This window comes from Mesorhizobium sp. M0678 (assembly GCF_040320505.1).
In the GTDB taxonomy this organism is placed as follows: domain Bacteria; phylum Pseudomonadota; class Alphaproteobacteria; order Rhizobiales; family Rhizobiaceae; genus Mesorhizobium.
This window is the reverse complement of the sequence record NZ_JAMYPT010000019.1, coordinates 14730-27546: the sequence shown is the minus strand read 5'-3', so window position 1 is coordinate 27546 and position 12817 is coordinate 14730. Positions and strand designations below refer to the sequence as shown.

13 protein-coding genes are annotated in these 12817 nt (G+C 61.1%); 3 read left to right on the top strand and 10 right to left on the bottom strand.

Features of this window, described 5'->3' with window-relative positions:
• Positions 1–4: 4 nt before the first annotated feature.
• Positions 5–2152: a type IV secretory system conjugative DNA transfer family protein gene (locus NKI29_RS25770; protein ID WP_352797635.1), complete on the top strand. Its 2148-nt coding sequence runs from the start codon at positions 5–7 to the stop codon at positions 2150–2152.
• Positions 2153–2473: 321 nt separating this feature from the next.
• Here NKI29_RS25770 and NKI29_RS25765 read toward each other — a convergent pair whose 3' ends face one another.
• The 10 genes from NKI29_RS25765 to NKI29_RS25720 all read right to left on the bottom strand — a co-directional run bounded on the left by NKI29_RS25765 (position 2474) and on the right by NKI29_RS25720 (position 11200).
• Complete coding sequence (locus tag NKI29_RS25765; protein ID WP_352797634.1) at positions 2474–2719, bottom strand: hypothetical protein; 246 nt, start codon at positions 2717–2719, stop codon at positions 2474–2476.
• 83 nt (positions 2720–2802) lie between these two features.
• Complete coding sequence (locus NKI29_RS25760; RefSeq protein WP_352797632.1) at positions 2803–3057, bottom strand: helix-turn-helix domain-containing protein; 255 nt, start codon at positions 3055–3057, stop codon at positions 2803–2805.
• Positions 3058–3105: 48 nt separating this feature from the next.
• Complete coding sequence (locus NKI29_RS25755) at positions 3106–3504, bottom strand: cyclic nucleotide-binding domain-containing protein (protein WP_352797630.1); 399 nt, start codon at positions 3502–3504, stop codon at positions 3106–3108.
• A 301-nt stretch (positions 3505–3805) separates the two neighbouring features.
• The gene (locus tag NKI29_RS25750; protein WP_352797628.1) at positions 3806–4132 is read right to left on the bottom strand and encodes a MocE family 2Fe-2S type ferredoxin; all 327 of its coding nucleotides are present in this window, start codon (positions 4130–4132) and stop codon (positions 3806–3808) included.
• Between the two features lie 68 nt (positions 4133–4200).
• Complete coding sequence (locus NKI29_RS25745; protein WP_352797626.1) at positions 4201–5142, bottom strand: substrate-binding domain-containing protein; 942 nt, start codon at positions 5140–5142, stop codon at positions 4201–4203.
• A gap of 105 nt (positions 5143–5247) precedes the next feature.
• Positions 5248–6252 (bottom strand): sterol desaturase family protein, encoded by a 1005-nt coding sequence (locus NKI29_RS25740; RefSeq protein ID WP_352797623.1) that lies wholly within the window; start codon positions 6250–6252, stop codon positions 5248–5250.
• Between the two features lie 7 nt (positions 6253–6259).
• Positions 6260–7051: a 3-methyl-2-oxobutanoate hydroxymethyltransferase gene (locus tag NKI29_RS25735; protein ID WP_352797620.1), complete on the bottom strand. Its 792-nt coding sequence runs from the start codon at positions 7049–7051 to the stop codon at positions 6260–6262.
• A 260-nt stretch (positions 7052–7311) separates the two neighbouring features.
• Positions 7312–8319 carry a LacI family DNA-binding transcriptional regulator gene (locus tag NKI29_RS25730; protein ID WP_352797764.1) on the bottom strand — a complete coding sequence of 336 codons (1008 nt, stop codon included), beginning with the start codon at positions 8317–8319 and terminating at the stop codon, positions 7312–7314.
• Positions 8320–8552: 233 nt separating this feature from the next.
• Positions 8553–10151: a relaxase/mobilization nuclease domain-containing protein gene (locus NKI29_RS25725; protein WP_352797618.1), complete on the bottom strand. Its 1599-nt coding sequence runs from the start codon at positions 10149–10151 to the stop codon at positions 8553–8555.
• 641 nt (positions 10152–10792) lie between these two features.
• The gene (locus NKI29_RS25720; RefSeq protein WP_352778189.1) at positions 10793–11200 is read right to left on the bottom strand and encodes a plasmid mobilization protein; all 408 of its coding nucleotides are present in this window, start codon (positions 11198–11200) and stop codon (positions 10793–10795) included.
• 497 nt (positions 11201–11697) lie between these two features.
• On the opposite strand from NKI29_RS25720, the gene NKI29_RS25715 reads away from it, so the two are divergent.
• Positions 11698–12378, top strand: a complete 681-nt coding sequence (locus tag NKI29_RS25715) for a nucleotide-binding protein (RefSeq protein ID WP_352797616.1) — start codon at positions 11698–11700, stop codon at positions 12376–12378.
• Complete coding sequence (locus NKI29_RS25710) at positions 12375–12782, top strand: hypothetical protein (protein ID WP_352797614.1); 408 nt, start codon at positions 12375–12377, stop codon at positions 12780–12782. Before NKI29_RS25715 ends, NKI29_RS25710 begins: the two co-directional genes overlap by 4 nt.
• Positions 12783–12817 lie beyond the last annotated feature (35 nt).

Below are 12817 nucleotides of genomic sequence, written 5' to 3'. Positions count from 1 at the left end.
ACCCATGCAGAAAGTCGCAACAGCAATTTTCATGATGCTTATGGCGCTGGCCCTGGGCGTCCTGCTCTTCACGGTCGCCTATGCCGCGACGGATTGGTACCGGACTGGCTCCCACGTCCTGTTCGATCAGCTGAACGCCAATCCCTTGCTGGTTGTTCGGCTAGCCTGGGCTGACGTGACCGCGAGAAATTTTGACCGGGTGCAATACGCCATTGCGGCGGGAGTTTTTGGGTTTCTCTTGCCACTGGTCGGCCTGTTTCTGATGCGCCCGAGAAAGCGCAATGACTCTCGCTTCATGACGATGAGCGACGTTTCAAAAACCGGGCTGACAAAAATGGGCGGCGTCTTCGTCGGTCGAGTGGGCGGCAGGCTTGCCGAAATTCTGTCGCCGGGCCGCGATCAGCGCTCCGGCAAGATTCGCTTGACGCAGCGCAAGCTGATCGGCGGCAAGAAATTGTGGATTGATGGCGATGATGTCGGCGGCTTCGTCATAGGGCCGCCGCGCTCTGGTAAAGGCACGTCTCTCATCATACCGAACGCCCTGACCTGGCCGCATTCGCTCGTGGTTCTTGATCTGCGGGGCGAGACTTATGCGGCGACTGCCGGTTATCGTTCAACCATGAGCCGCGTGGTACGTTTTGCGCCGGCTGATCCGGACGGCAATACCGCATGCTACAATCCGATGGACTTCATCTCGCTGGATTCGGCGCAGCGCGACATCGACCTTCGCAATATCGCTGCGGCGCTGTTTCCGCGCCCCCCTTCGAACGCGGATCCCTATTGGGTCAACGATGCCCGCCTCCTTTTCACCGGCATCGCGTCCTTCGTCATGGAATCGCCTGCAATCCCGAACGAGAAGAAGACCTTCGCCACAACCCTTGAGATCATGAACGGTGCGGAGCAGCCGCTCCTGGAGTTCATCGGCTCGCTGCGCGAGGAACGCCGCCGCGAATGCTCGCATTTCACGCTGCAAACCTTGTTGCCGTATTTTGAGATGTCAGAGCGGCAATTTTCCGGAATCTACGCTGGCGTTCGCACCGGCATGGCCCCTTTTCTCAACGAGCGCCTGATGCGAGCTACGTCGCGCAGCACGTTCGATATTCGCAAGCTCAAGCGTGATCGGATGTCTCTCTATCTCGACGTGCGGCGTGAGCAGATTACGTCGCTTGGACCTTTGTTCAACGTCCTGATCACGCAGATGATGAACTTCATGTCGGAAAGTCTGCCGCAGCCCGGCGAGCATCCGGTACTTGTGCTGCTCGACGAGTTCCAGAACCTCGGCAAGCTTGAAAACGTCACCGAAATGGCGAGCGTGCTCGGCGGCAACGGCGTTTCCATGTGGTTTTTCGTGCAGTCGCTGAAGGCTGTCGACGAGATTTATCGCCAGGAAGGGCGCAAGACGCTCATCAACGCCGCTCGTGTGCAGATCTTTTTCGGTGCGCAGGACGCCGACGATCTGCGCTACGTTTCCGAGCAGCTCGGCGAAACGTCGGATGTGCAAAAGGACGTGACGCGCACCAAGGCAACGTTGTTCGACACCTATTACACGCGCTCGGTCCACCGCAAGGAAGTGCGACGGCCCTTGATGCGGCCGGATGAAATCCGTACGCTCGACAAGAACAAGGTCATCATATTGCCGCGCGGCGAACTGCCAATCCTCGGCACGCGCAATTTCTATTTCGCCGACGGCCAGCTGGCCAAACGCGCGTTCATGCCCCTGCCCGCCTCTATCGACGCTTCGCGCACGAAAAGCCCCGCGTTGGACTCTTCTGCGGTTCGATCTCCGGCACCCCCGACGATTGTGCCGACAGCACCCGCGTACCGATCAGGCCTTTTGCAGACTCGCCTGCTACGCGGCGCGACATTTGCCGCAAAAGCTGGCCGTTTAGCTCCGCCACCGGGCCGGCGCGCAATCGCAAAAGAACGGCCGAAAGCAACCGACGCTGCAGTCGCACCAGTCTATGCCGCCATAGATTTTTCCGCGTTGGCGGCCAAAGCGGTAACAACACGCATAGCCCCCCAAAAAGAAGCGGCGGTTGCGGCGATGCTGAACAAGGTGCGATCTCTCCGAGCCCACGCATCCGACACCGAGGCTTTCGATCGAAATTTGAGCGTCGTCGAAGATACTTTGCCTGATGTAGTCGATGGGTAGGCTACCATTCCGATGCGGCGGAGAGGTCCTTGTCTATCGTGACCTAGTCGCCGCAATCCTCGACGACACATGCCTCAACAGGTGTTTCAAAAATCCGCGGCGCCGAATTCAATCGCAAATCCCGCCTCGATTGCGCTTCGCGCAACAAGATCGCCAAGTTCCCAATCCGTGAGTTCGCACACCGGAAACATTGTCCTCAAGATCTGCCTAACCTCGGATATCGAAACGCATGGGTTGTCGACATTGTCGATCAGGTGCCGGACAATCGCTTGGCGAACGTCCGACAGGGTGGGCATCTGCGCGAGCGCAGACATATGTGGCCTACGAATGGAGCCGTGGTTTTACACCATCGGCCGTTTTTGCATCGAAAGCGACGGGCACGCCGTGAACGATAGAAGCCGCCGCCAACAGCTCCTCCAACTCACGGTCGGTGGCCCTGCATGTCGGCATGAGCGTCCGGATGGCGCGGATCGCCTGGGCGATGGAGAGGAAGTGGGCCTTGCCTCTGGAGAGAACATAGGCTTCGGCAGCCCTTTCAACCGTGACGGCGTGAAAAGTGTTGGTCATCGAAAATTCCTCCCTGAACCCTGACCAACTCGATTTATGGCACCAATTCGACAGCCTGTGAGGCTCTGTCCGATTCAGGACAATCAGGCGGAGGTTAGGCCGAAGTGACTTTGCTCCTCCTCTCCGTAAGCACCATGTGTGAGCTGGATCATTCCAACGCGGTCGACAATCGTGATCTCGCCGCGCTTGGCGTGAACCAACCCCCGATATTCAAGCATTTGGAGAGCGGTGGTAACGCCAGGGCGCCGGGCGCCAAGCATGGTCGCCAGAAATTCATGCGTCAGGTAAATCTTGTTTCCTTCGGCGCGGTCTTGGACCATCAGCAACCAGCGGGCCAACCGCTCCTCGATTTTCGAATGGCCGTTGACCAGTGCCGTCCGGGACGACTAGACGAGGAACGCGTGGGCATAGCGAAGCAGTGACTCGCGAAGGGACTGGCTTGCCGCAATTGCAGAACGAAGAGCTTCAACCGGGAGGATCCAGCCATTGCCTGCGACCTGGATATAAGTTTCATTGGGAGACCTGTCCTGGCCGAGAATAACGGCAACTCCTGTCATGCCGTCGTGGCCGACGATGCCGACTTCGCTTTGCCGCCCGCCGGTCATCGTGGCGACCACTGAAGCGATGCCCATCTCTGGAAAATACACGCGCTCTATCGGCTGATACGAGACCTCAAGCTGGTCTTTGATGCCCAGTTCGACGTGATGCATTGACGGCTGCAGTAGCGCGAAATCCCCTGGGGAGAGGGTTTTCAATACACGATTGCGAAGAAGGGATTGCGGCATGGCTCTCTCCCTGACGGGCAAGAGCACGTACCTCTTACTGTCGGCTGCGTCCGAAGGATCTGGCGGCCGATGTGGGAAGCATAGGCTTCAAATGCGTGGTTGGCAAAGACTCCGTGCCTGGCGAAAGGCTGGGGAAGGTCGGCTTCCCTCAGTGGACCCCGGTCAGTGATGGGCGCTTCTTATCATGACGCCGGTCACGAATGTCTGAAACGGGGCCGGAAGCGGACATTTAGGCACGCCGCTTTCGTAGTAGTTAACTGACCGAAGCGGTACGGGAGCAGGTCGACTGCCCCACCAAGCCTCAGGCTCCTGTCTCCGGCATCGCAACCAGGACGGAGCCCTCTTCGACCCTTGCAGGATAGGTCCTGAGATTGACACAAGGCGGCAGCCGCTTTGCCGCGCCGGTGCGATAGTCAAAGGCGCCCGCGTGCTTGGGGCATTCGACCTCGTAATCCATGACCAGTCCGTCGGCGATGTGTACCGCTTCGTGCGTGCATAGGCCGTCGGTGCAGAACACTTCATCATCGGGCGAGCGGAAGATGGCGTAGGTACGGCCTTCATGGTCAAAACGGCGGGCACCTTCCTGTTCGATATCGTCGAGGCCGCAGACGGTGATCCAGCTGGACATTTTTTCCTCTATGAGTTGCGGTCGGGCCGCCGGGCGGCGTTGCCGGGCCGGAGGCCCCGGTCCTGGGATCAGTTCTTGTTGAGGTAGTCGGCGGCGTTGGCCAGGGTCACCAGTTCGAACGGCACGTAGACGACGCCGTCGACCTTCTCGCCCTTGGCCAGCGCGAGTGCGGCGTCGACGCCGCCGCCACCCTGGCCCTTGGCGTTCTGGAACACGGTGACCGCGAGATCGCCGGCCTTCATCGCCTGCAAGCCGTCCTGCGTGGCGTCGATGCCGCCGACGACGACGTTCTTCATGTCGACGCCGTTGGCCTTGAGCGCCAGGATGGCACCGATGGCGGATTCGTCATTGTTGGCGATGACGGCATCCGGCGCGCCGCCGGCGGTCAGCCAGTTGGTCATCAGGTTCTGGGCATTGTCGCGCGACCATTCGGACGACTGCTTGTCGACGATCTTGATGAAGTTGCACATGTCGGTGCCGAAGATCTGCTCGACATCCTTGGTCCGCTGCAGGGCCGCCTGGTGGACGAGGCTGCCCATGACGATGTAGGCTTTGGCACCTGCCGACTTGCCCTTGGCGCGCAGCATCTTGCACACCTCGAAGGCTTCCAGCGTGCCGGACTCTACCTCGTTGGAGCCGACATAGACCTGTTTCTCCGGCAGGCTCGCCATGTCTGATGGTTCGAGGTTGACGAAGACCAGTGGGATGCCGGCCTTGGCAGCTTCCTCGCTGAGCGTCCTTGACGCATTGGTGTCGACCAGCGTGACGATGATGGCGTCTACGCCGGTGGCGATGAAGTTCTTCACCTGGTCGAGTTGCTTGGCGACGTCATTCTGCGCGTCCTCGACCTGGATGCCGGCGCCCTTCTCCTTGGCGCGGGCCTGCATGCCGTCCCTCAGCAACGTCTGAAAATTGTTGTCGAAGTTGACGATGCTGACGCCAATTTTTGCAGCCATCGCATTGGTCGACATCAAGGCCGCCAACGCGGTCGAAATGAAAAGCTTCTTCACGGTTTTCCTCCCTTATGGATGGAGTGCCGGTTCACCCCTCCTTTGACTTCCGGCCCTTGCGGGATGGCTTGCGCGGACGCCTCGCGTGGCTGTCTGGTCGGGCTGTCAATGGGCGGCGTTGGCGCGCGCCTTCTTCTTCTCGTAGCGGGCCTGCATGCGGGCCTCGCCTTCCTTGCTGCCGTCGTGGAAAGTGCCCAACCATCGGTCGAACGGGATGAGGCCGTCGCCGTAATTCACCTCGAAATATTTGTGATGGAGGTAATGGATGTAGGCGTGGCTATCGATGCTGGTGGCCTCGCCGAGTTCGACCTTGTCGAAGCCGACATGACCGGGAATGGCGCCGAAGCCGGCATAGTGGAGCTGGTAGAGCGCAAGCAGCGGGTTCGACGGGATGACCAGGTGCCAGAGTGCAACGCCGAGATAGCCGAACTGCTCGACGGGGTGCATCGACAGCGACGACCAGGGCGACGGGTTGACGGAGTTGTGGTGCACCGAATGCACCCATTTGTAGAGCGGCGGCCAGTGGATTGCCCGGTGCAGCAAGAAGAAATGCGTCTCGTGGATGATGGGCACCACCAGCGCCAGGCAAACCAGGTAGACGGGATGCTCGGCGACTGTCAGCCACGGCACGTAGCCGTTGGCATAGGCGTAGAGGATCGCGACCTCGATCGCCGTCCAGATCGGCATGCCGGTGCCGAAGGTACGCAGCATGTTGTCAAGGTTCTGGTCCTCGAAGAAGAAAGCCTTGCTCTTCTGCTCGGAGGGCCATTTGCCGTTGTATTTGAAGCGATTGCCCTGGGCTCTCAAAATGTAGAGCCGGAGCTCGAAGACGCCGAAGAAGACAAGCAGCGCCGCGCAGTTGACGAGGAAGAGCCTGAGGATCCATCCGAGGCTCAGCGTTTTCATGACCTCGACGTCGGGCAGCACGTAGTGCCACCACGCGACCGCCGAGAGCGCGAACAGCAGATTGTAGGGCAGGAAATAGTGCGGCAGCCATTTCAGCAGCGCCAGCGGACGCGGCGGAAAGGCGAACAGCGGCGCGGTGCCTGCCGGCTCGCTCGGAGCCCAGTCGCCTCTTTTGTTGCGCGTGCCGTACTTCAGGTCGTCCATGTCATTCTCACAGGGATTGGGAAAGGGTGAGGAAGCGGTCATAGGCGGCATCGTCCATGTCGACCTGGTGCTTCGCTTCGGGATAGGCGCCAGCTGTCACATCGCGGCTGAAGGCGCGGAAGGCGGCGATGCGCTTCTCCTGCAGTTCGGCCTCCAGTGTGACGAAATCGGCATAGCGTTTGGCGTGGCGCGGATAGTGACCGGTGTGGGTGCCGAGCACGTCCCTGGAAAATAGGTACTGCGTGTCGCAGGCGCTGCCGCAGCCCATGCCCATGGTGATGAGTGAGATCGAGCGCGTGATGTGATCGGCAAGCCGCACCGGCACGACCTCGACCTCGATGCAGGCGGCACCGGCATTCTCAAGGTCCTTGGCCGCGCGCAGCACCTTGAAGGCTTCTTCTGCGGTCTTTCCAACGGCGCGAAAATTCGTCCAGGTGGCGCGGTTCGGCACCAGGCCGACATGGCCGGTAACCGGAATGCCCTCCGCCGCCATCGCCTCGATGAAGCGCGGCGAATGCGAGCAATAGACGGCGTCGGCGCCGCGATTGATCATGTCAAAGCCGAGCCGTACCGCCTCGTCGGGCGAGGCGACCGCGCCATGCGGCATGCCGACCGACAAGAAGGCGAAAGGCGCCGCCTCACGGATCAATTCCAGCTTGTGGTCGGGCTCGCTCGAGAGGATTACGATATCGCAGGCGACAGCCGCGGCGGCCTCAGCCGGCGTGTCGACGTGAAGCTGCAGCCATTTGCGGCTGCCCTTGGCGCTCCTCAGATCGTAGGCCGTCAGCCGTCTCGTCACTAGTCGTCCTCCCCTTCGCGGAGCGCCATTGCATGTGGAAGAATGCCCTCTCACCCGGGTTGCCAACCGATTTCTGGCAATCCGACCTTTCCTCGAGGGGAAAGGGAGATCGTCTGCGCTTGGCGCCAGCCTCTTCTCCCAACGGGGAAGGCGGACGCAAAGCGGCTGGATGAGGAGGCGAACTTCATTTGCGATCGCCGTCCGTTAGGAAGGTAGCACCGTGACGGAGGCGAAGCTCGCTCTACCTTGATCAAATCAGATCAAAGGTTCTCGGCAGTGAAGGTGACGAAGCGGATCGGCGGGTTTTCGACTTGCAGGTCGTGCAGGTTCAATGTCGCCAGCACGAGGTCCATGGCTCGCCTCGCCTGCGCCTCGGGGGCCTGGTCGAGCACGACATCCATCGTACCCTCGCGTAGTGCAGCGGCGCTGCGCTCGGTGAGTTCGTGGCCGACGAAGAAGACCTGGCGTCCGAGCGGATCTCGGCGCAAGACATCGTTGAGCGCCGAATTGGCGCCGCCTGCATTATAGAGACCGGCAAGGTCGGGCCAGCGCTTCAAGGCTTCAAGAAGCTGCTCAGCGTTGCGGTCTCCATCGTCATGACCGAACAGCGCCCCGATCGGTTCGAAATGTTCGGTCGCCGTCTGCATCAGGTAGTCGAAGAAGCCGCGCACGCGGTCGCGGTGCACGCGGTAGATCTGGCTGTGGCAGACCGCCACCACCTTGCCTGGCCGCCTTTGCATGCGCGACAACAACAGCCCTGCCATGCGTCCGGCGGCATAATTGTCGATACCGACATAGGCCCCGCTGGTGCCGGAAATCTCAGTGACGATCTGCACGGTCGGGATGTTTTCGGCCTCGAGTTTCCTCAAGGCGGCGCCAACCAGCGGGTGGTCGGGAACTGCGAGGATGAGGCCGGCGCGGCGCATGTCCGGATCAAGAATGCGCCTGGCGATCGCCGCCGGGTCCGCCTCGTCGAGAAAGGTGCGGTGGACGGCGATGGAGCGATCGAGCGTCGCGGCGATGCGCTCGAAAGCGCGAGACAGTCGGGCAAAGAAGGTGGCGTCCGGACGCACCAGGATGACCTCGATCCTGATCACCCCGTGATGAGCTTCCGGCAAGCGCCGAGGATAGTCGAGCGAGCGAGCGGCCGCGACGACCTTCTCGACAGTGGCAGGCGTGACGCCACCCCTGCCGTTCAGCACGCGCTCAACCGTCGCCGTGCCAACCCCGGCGCGGCGGGCAATGTCAAGAAAGGTGGGCTTTGGAATCTGGTCACCTCCCAGTCACGAAGCCGAGGGCCTAGTCAGCCGAGTCCGCTTTTGAAGCCCGGCCACTCTGCGGGGCGCGACAATCGTCGAAGGAGAACATTGAGGTGAACGAGGACACCGTCAGTCCAAGGCCGCTCGCCGAGATAGGGCGCATTTCTGCCATCTGGTCTGATCATCCCGCGACGAATGCTTCGTTTTGATAACCACCGCGCAAGGACGCTGTCGGCCCTTGCTCAACGCTCGTGGTCGTTATCGTTTGAGCGCTGGGTCTTCCGGTCCTGCTCTTCCGACTGTCGCGCCTTCTGCTTGTTCGCGTCCTTCTGCTTGGCTCTCACCTTCTCCTGCTCGGTGCCGGTGCGCGGCTCTTCCGGCTGGCGGGGATCGTCCCGAGTTGGAAGGTCTCGCCCTCGCGCCTCGCGCTCGGGGATCGGGTCGCCGCTGCCACCACGGCGACGCTGCTGCCGCTCGAATTGCAGCCGCGCCAGACGGTCGTGCATCTTGTCGTTGACCTCTTCACGATACTGTTCGAACTGTCCTTGATGCGCCGCCGGCAGCGTCTCGCGCATGTTGTCCAGAGCCTGATTGACGCGGGCCATCTGACGCCGCATTTCCAAGGGGGTTTGCGCCATGTTCAAATCTCCTATCAGTGCATTCAATTCTCTCATACCGGGATGGGACAGAAAAGACTTCTGCCCCGATTGATCAGCTCCGCGACCCGCGGCAGGACCTGGTTGCCCCTCACCTGTCCGATCGCGACGGAACCGCAGAAAATTGCTGCCGATCGACTCCGCTGCCGTGAGAGCCTGACCGACTATGCCCGCGGTCCGCATCGTCGTCACAGTCTTTTGCCATGCGGCAGCGATTGCATCACCGTTCACGACAAGGGATTGCCCATCCAGACGGCGTTGCCGCTTGGCCTCCACTCGCTCGATCGTCCTGGCGCTGACCTGGTAGCGCGGATCGCTCTGGGCGCGGCTATAGGCTCCGGCATGCTCCTTGGTGAATGGCCGCGTCATCGCATGATCCATGCGCCGCGTCGCCACCATCGCAATGCCGTTCTCGCGTGCTTTTTCCGCAAAGGCCTCGCGCCAGGCGACCAGATCTGGCTTGTAGAATTTCAGACGCTCGCCATCGGCTGACCGTGCCTGCACCATTGCATGAATATGGACGTGCTTGGTGTCGTTGTGATGCGCCAGGACGAACTTGTATCCTGGCGCGCGCTCCTCGAGCACGGCGAGCGCCGCGGCCATGACGGCGTTGGCATCGGTGCCGGCCCTTGCCGAGAAAAGTAGGTGATAGGCATTGCGCCGCTCACGCCCCGAAAACTGCGGGCTCCATTGCTCATAGACCGAAGCCGCAGCCTTGGTGGAATTCTTCACCCCGGGCACAACCTCGCCATTTGCGTGGCGGACTTGGCTGTGGGTGCGGATGAACTTCTGCAGGAAATATTTTGCTTTGGGTTCACGGCTCACGGCCGCCGTTACCTCTGCCTTGGCGACCACCCCCGCCGCGCCCATAGCTTCAGACAAACGCGCCTCGATCTTGTCGAGCGCCTTGCTGCGCGAATTTTCTCGACCACCGGCAAGGACCCTCGCAATAGGTCCTGCCCGCTCATCGGTATGCGCGTAAACCTGCACCGTCTTTTCATCCTGCGTATAGACGAACGGTTTTGCACCGAAGGCCTCGTTCAGCGCCTCGCTCAAGGCGGCATCGGTGACCTCGCCGGCGAGCTCGAAACGAACCTCCAGAAAATTGGTGTTTTCCAAGGGCGGTTCGAACGTCTCGCAAAACGTCTCCAGGAACGCCTTTCGTGCGCCGCCTGTCGCAAGCACCTGCCCGTCCTCGTCGAAAATCTCGATGTCGTGTTTCTCGCCTTTTTCGTCCTCGCGCTTTCCGATGTAATTGAGCAGCCGAGCGGCGGCTTCCCTGGTCGACGGCGGATTGGGCATGACCTTGAACACGCCAGGTTGCGCGCCCGCCGCATAGCCTGCCCGTGCCGCCACGGCCCGCGCCTGATAGCCCGCCCGCACCGCTCGTCCTGTACCGCTCGGACGAACAGCTCCACGGCCACGGCCGCCGCCGCCGCGCCGCTTCCAGTCTTCCTCCTCCTCTTCCGGCCGGAAACCGGCGAGCGTGGCGCCGTAGACCATGATCGGCGCGCTAGCGGCCTTGGGCGAGCTCACAGCAGCAGTGGACTTCGGTGCCCTGTTGGACATGGAGCTCCCCGCCAGTCCTGTCCCTCCCACCGACGAACGAGGGGCATTCCTGCCTCCACCTACCGTCGAGCCGGCTTGTCCTTGCCCGAGGCGTCCGCCGCCACCGGTCCCCTCATAACTCTTCATCGCCTGGAATTCACCGGCCGCGCGTCGGGCGCCCGTCACGGACTTGTCGTCGTCCAGCTCCTCACGCTTCACGCCGGACTCGCCTCGAAGATAGCGTTCGATTTCGGCCGCGTAGCCAGCAAGACGATCGCTCATGGCCTGGCCTCCCTCGCCTTGCGGGGTCCGACGGTCATCGCCTTTAGTTCCTCGCGGAACTGCCGCACGAGGTCACCCACGGCGATCAGCGCCTGCTCAAGATCCTCATCATGGGCAACACGGCCGTCATTCATGGCGCGCACCGCCTGATTGAAATTGATGCCGACGCGCCGCAGCTGATCGGTCATCTCCACGATCGTTGGCCGCAACGCCTCTGACGCGATCGGCAGATGCCCGGTCTCTGCCCGCACGAGACGTCGGACCCCCTCGCTGACCGTTACGCCATCGCGCTCCGCAATGGCTTTGAGGCTGGCCATCTCGTCAGCCGAAAACCGGATGTGGGTCACCTCGCCGTAGCGCCGTGACGCGTTCTTTACCGCTGCTTTCTGGACGTCTGCATCCATCTCTCAAGCCCGCTTGCGGGCGCTAAGGCCCGTCAGGGCCGCGCCGCCTATTTTGTGTGTATCACAAAATAGGCTATCCAGCCATCCAATAGGAAAGAGGTGGAATTGTAGGTACGGGCGGGGTTCTCTCTCCAGCGCAGTTGTCAGCGGCAGCAGCGCGGGCGAAATGTTCCCATCGTGATTTGATGCGATGTGTCTATGATGCATTGGCGACTTGTATCCATGTTATCAAGGAACATCGGCCCCTCTGATGCGCAGCCGGGAAAGCTTAGTCGGAAATGCGCACTCGATGGGCCACCGCTTCTTTCCTGAAGACAGCAGCTGCGCAAAAACTGCACCTTTAGCGAGCCCTTATGGATGCGCGCCTGGGTTGCCAAACCAGCCTTCCCCGTCGACAATGTCACCATGTTTCGACCGCGATATTATTCCATGTGTCCATGATGACATGTATCCATGTTAACATGGATACAAGAAGCCCACGCCGGAAGGAGGCCCCCATGATCATCTCCGCTGCGATCCCCAAGGGCGGCACTGGCAAATCGACGATGCTGCGCACCCTCGCATCCGTCGCGCTGCATCGGGGCTATTCGGTCACTCTTATCGACGGGGACCGGCGGCAGAACATGAATCGCTGGTTCCAGATGCTGGGTGAGGCTGGCAATCGTCCCGACAGGCTCCAGCTTGTGAGCGCGATGACGCCGCAGGAAATCCTTGACGCCGCAGCCATTCACAACGGTGAGCGCTCTGTCGTCTTGATCGATACGGAAGGCACCACAAATGACAACCTCATGGCCGGGATCTTCGCGGCCGATATTGTCGTCGTGCCGGTCTATTTTGCCCTCGACGATGTGACCGCCGCCATCCAGGTCACCGACCACTACATCCCGCTGGCGGTCGAGAGCCGGGGTAAACCGCTGCCTGCGATATTCGTGCTCACCAAGCAGACCATCATCGATGGCAGGGCGCGAGCCCTGAACGAACTGCGCGCCATCATCCAGGCCAACGGCACGCCCATTGCAGAACACGTCCTGCACAATCGTGTTGCGTACCGCGATCTTCAGACCGGGCAGACCCTTTACAGCCCCGCGGTGCCTGATGCGAAGGCGGTTGCCGAGAGCGAAGGGGTCTTCGACGACCTTCTGCAAACCTTCATCGAAGCCACAAGGAACGCGGCATGAGTGACGAAACCGCACCGAAACTGGGTGACGACAAGAAAGCTCGCATGATGAAGGCGATTTTCACGCAGCCGCCGGCACTGCCGAGCATGTTCATCCCACCGAAGGCCGAGCCGTCGGGGATCAAGGAGCAAGCTGCGCCACAGATGAAGGAACCGACAAAGCCGTCCCCGGCAGTCAGGCCCGATTTCCGCAAGCTGCTGCGGCAGGGTCAGAAAAAGGACCCCATTGCCGGAAAGAAGATTCGCGAGGAGGAGATGATCCGCTGCGGGTACTATTTGACGGCAGTGGAGCAGCGCCAGTTCAAGTTGCTGGCGATCAGCAACGGGCACAGCATGACCGAACTGCTGCGAAAGGCCGTGCAGGATTATATCCGCGTTCATAAGCACAAACTGCCAAAGGAATAATCGGCGGTATGGAGTCGCTGTCGCATGCTGTGACG

What these genes read in the sequence shown, in the direction of transcription:
- NKI29_RS25770 (WP_352797635.1), top strand. Translation starts at nt 5, where the DNA reads ATGCAGAAAGTCGCAACAGCAATTTTCATGATGCTTATGGCGCTGGCC.
- NKI29_RS25765 (WP_352797634.1), bottom strand. Translation starts at nt 2,719, where the DNA reads ATGACCAACACTTTTCACGCCGTCACGGTTGAAAGGGCTGCCGAAGCC.
- NKI29_RS25755 (WP_352797630.1), bottom strand. Translation starts at nt 3,504, where the DNA reads ATGCCGCAATCCCTTCTTCGCAATCGTGTATTGAAAACCCTCTCCCCA.
- NKI29_RS25750 (WP_352797628.1), bottom strand. Translation starts at nt 4,132, where the DNA reads ATGTCCAGCTGGATCACCGTCTGCGGCCTCGACGATATCGAACAGGAA.
- NKI29_RS25740 (WP_352797623.1), bottom strand. Translation starts at nt 6,252, where the DNA reads ATGGACGACCTGAAGTACGGCACGCGCAACAAAAGAGGCGACTGGGCT.
- NKI29_RS25720 (WP_352778189.1), bottom strand. Translation starts at nt 11,200, where the DNA reads ATGGATGCAGACGTCCAGAAAGCAGCGGTAAAGAACGCGTCACGGCGC.
- NKI29_RS25715 (WP_352797616.1), top strand. Translation starts at nt 11,698, where the DNA reads ATGATCATCTCCGCTGCGATCCCCAAGGGCGGCACTGGCAAATCGACG.
- NKI29_RS25710 (WP_352797614.1), top strand. Translation starts at nt 12,375, where the DNA reads ATGAGTGACGAAACCGCACCGAAACTGGGTGACGACAAGAAAGCTCGC.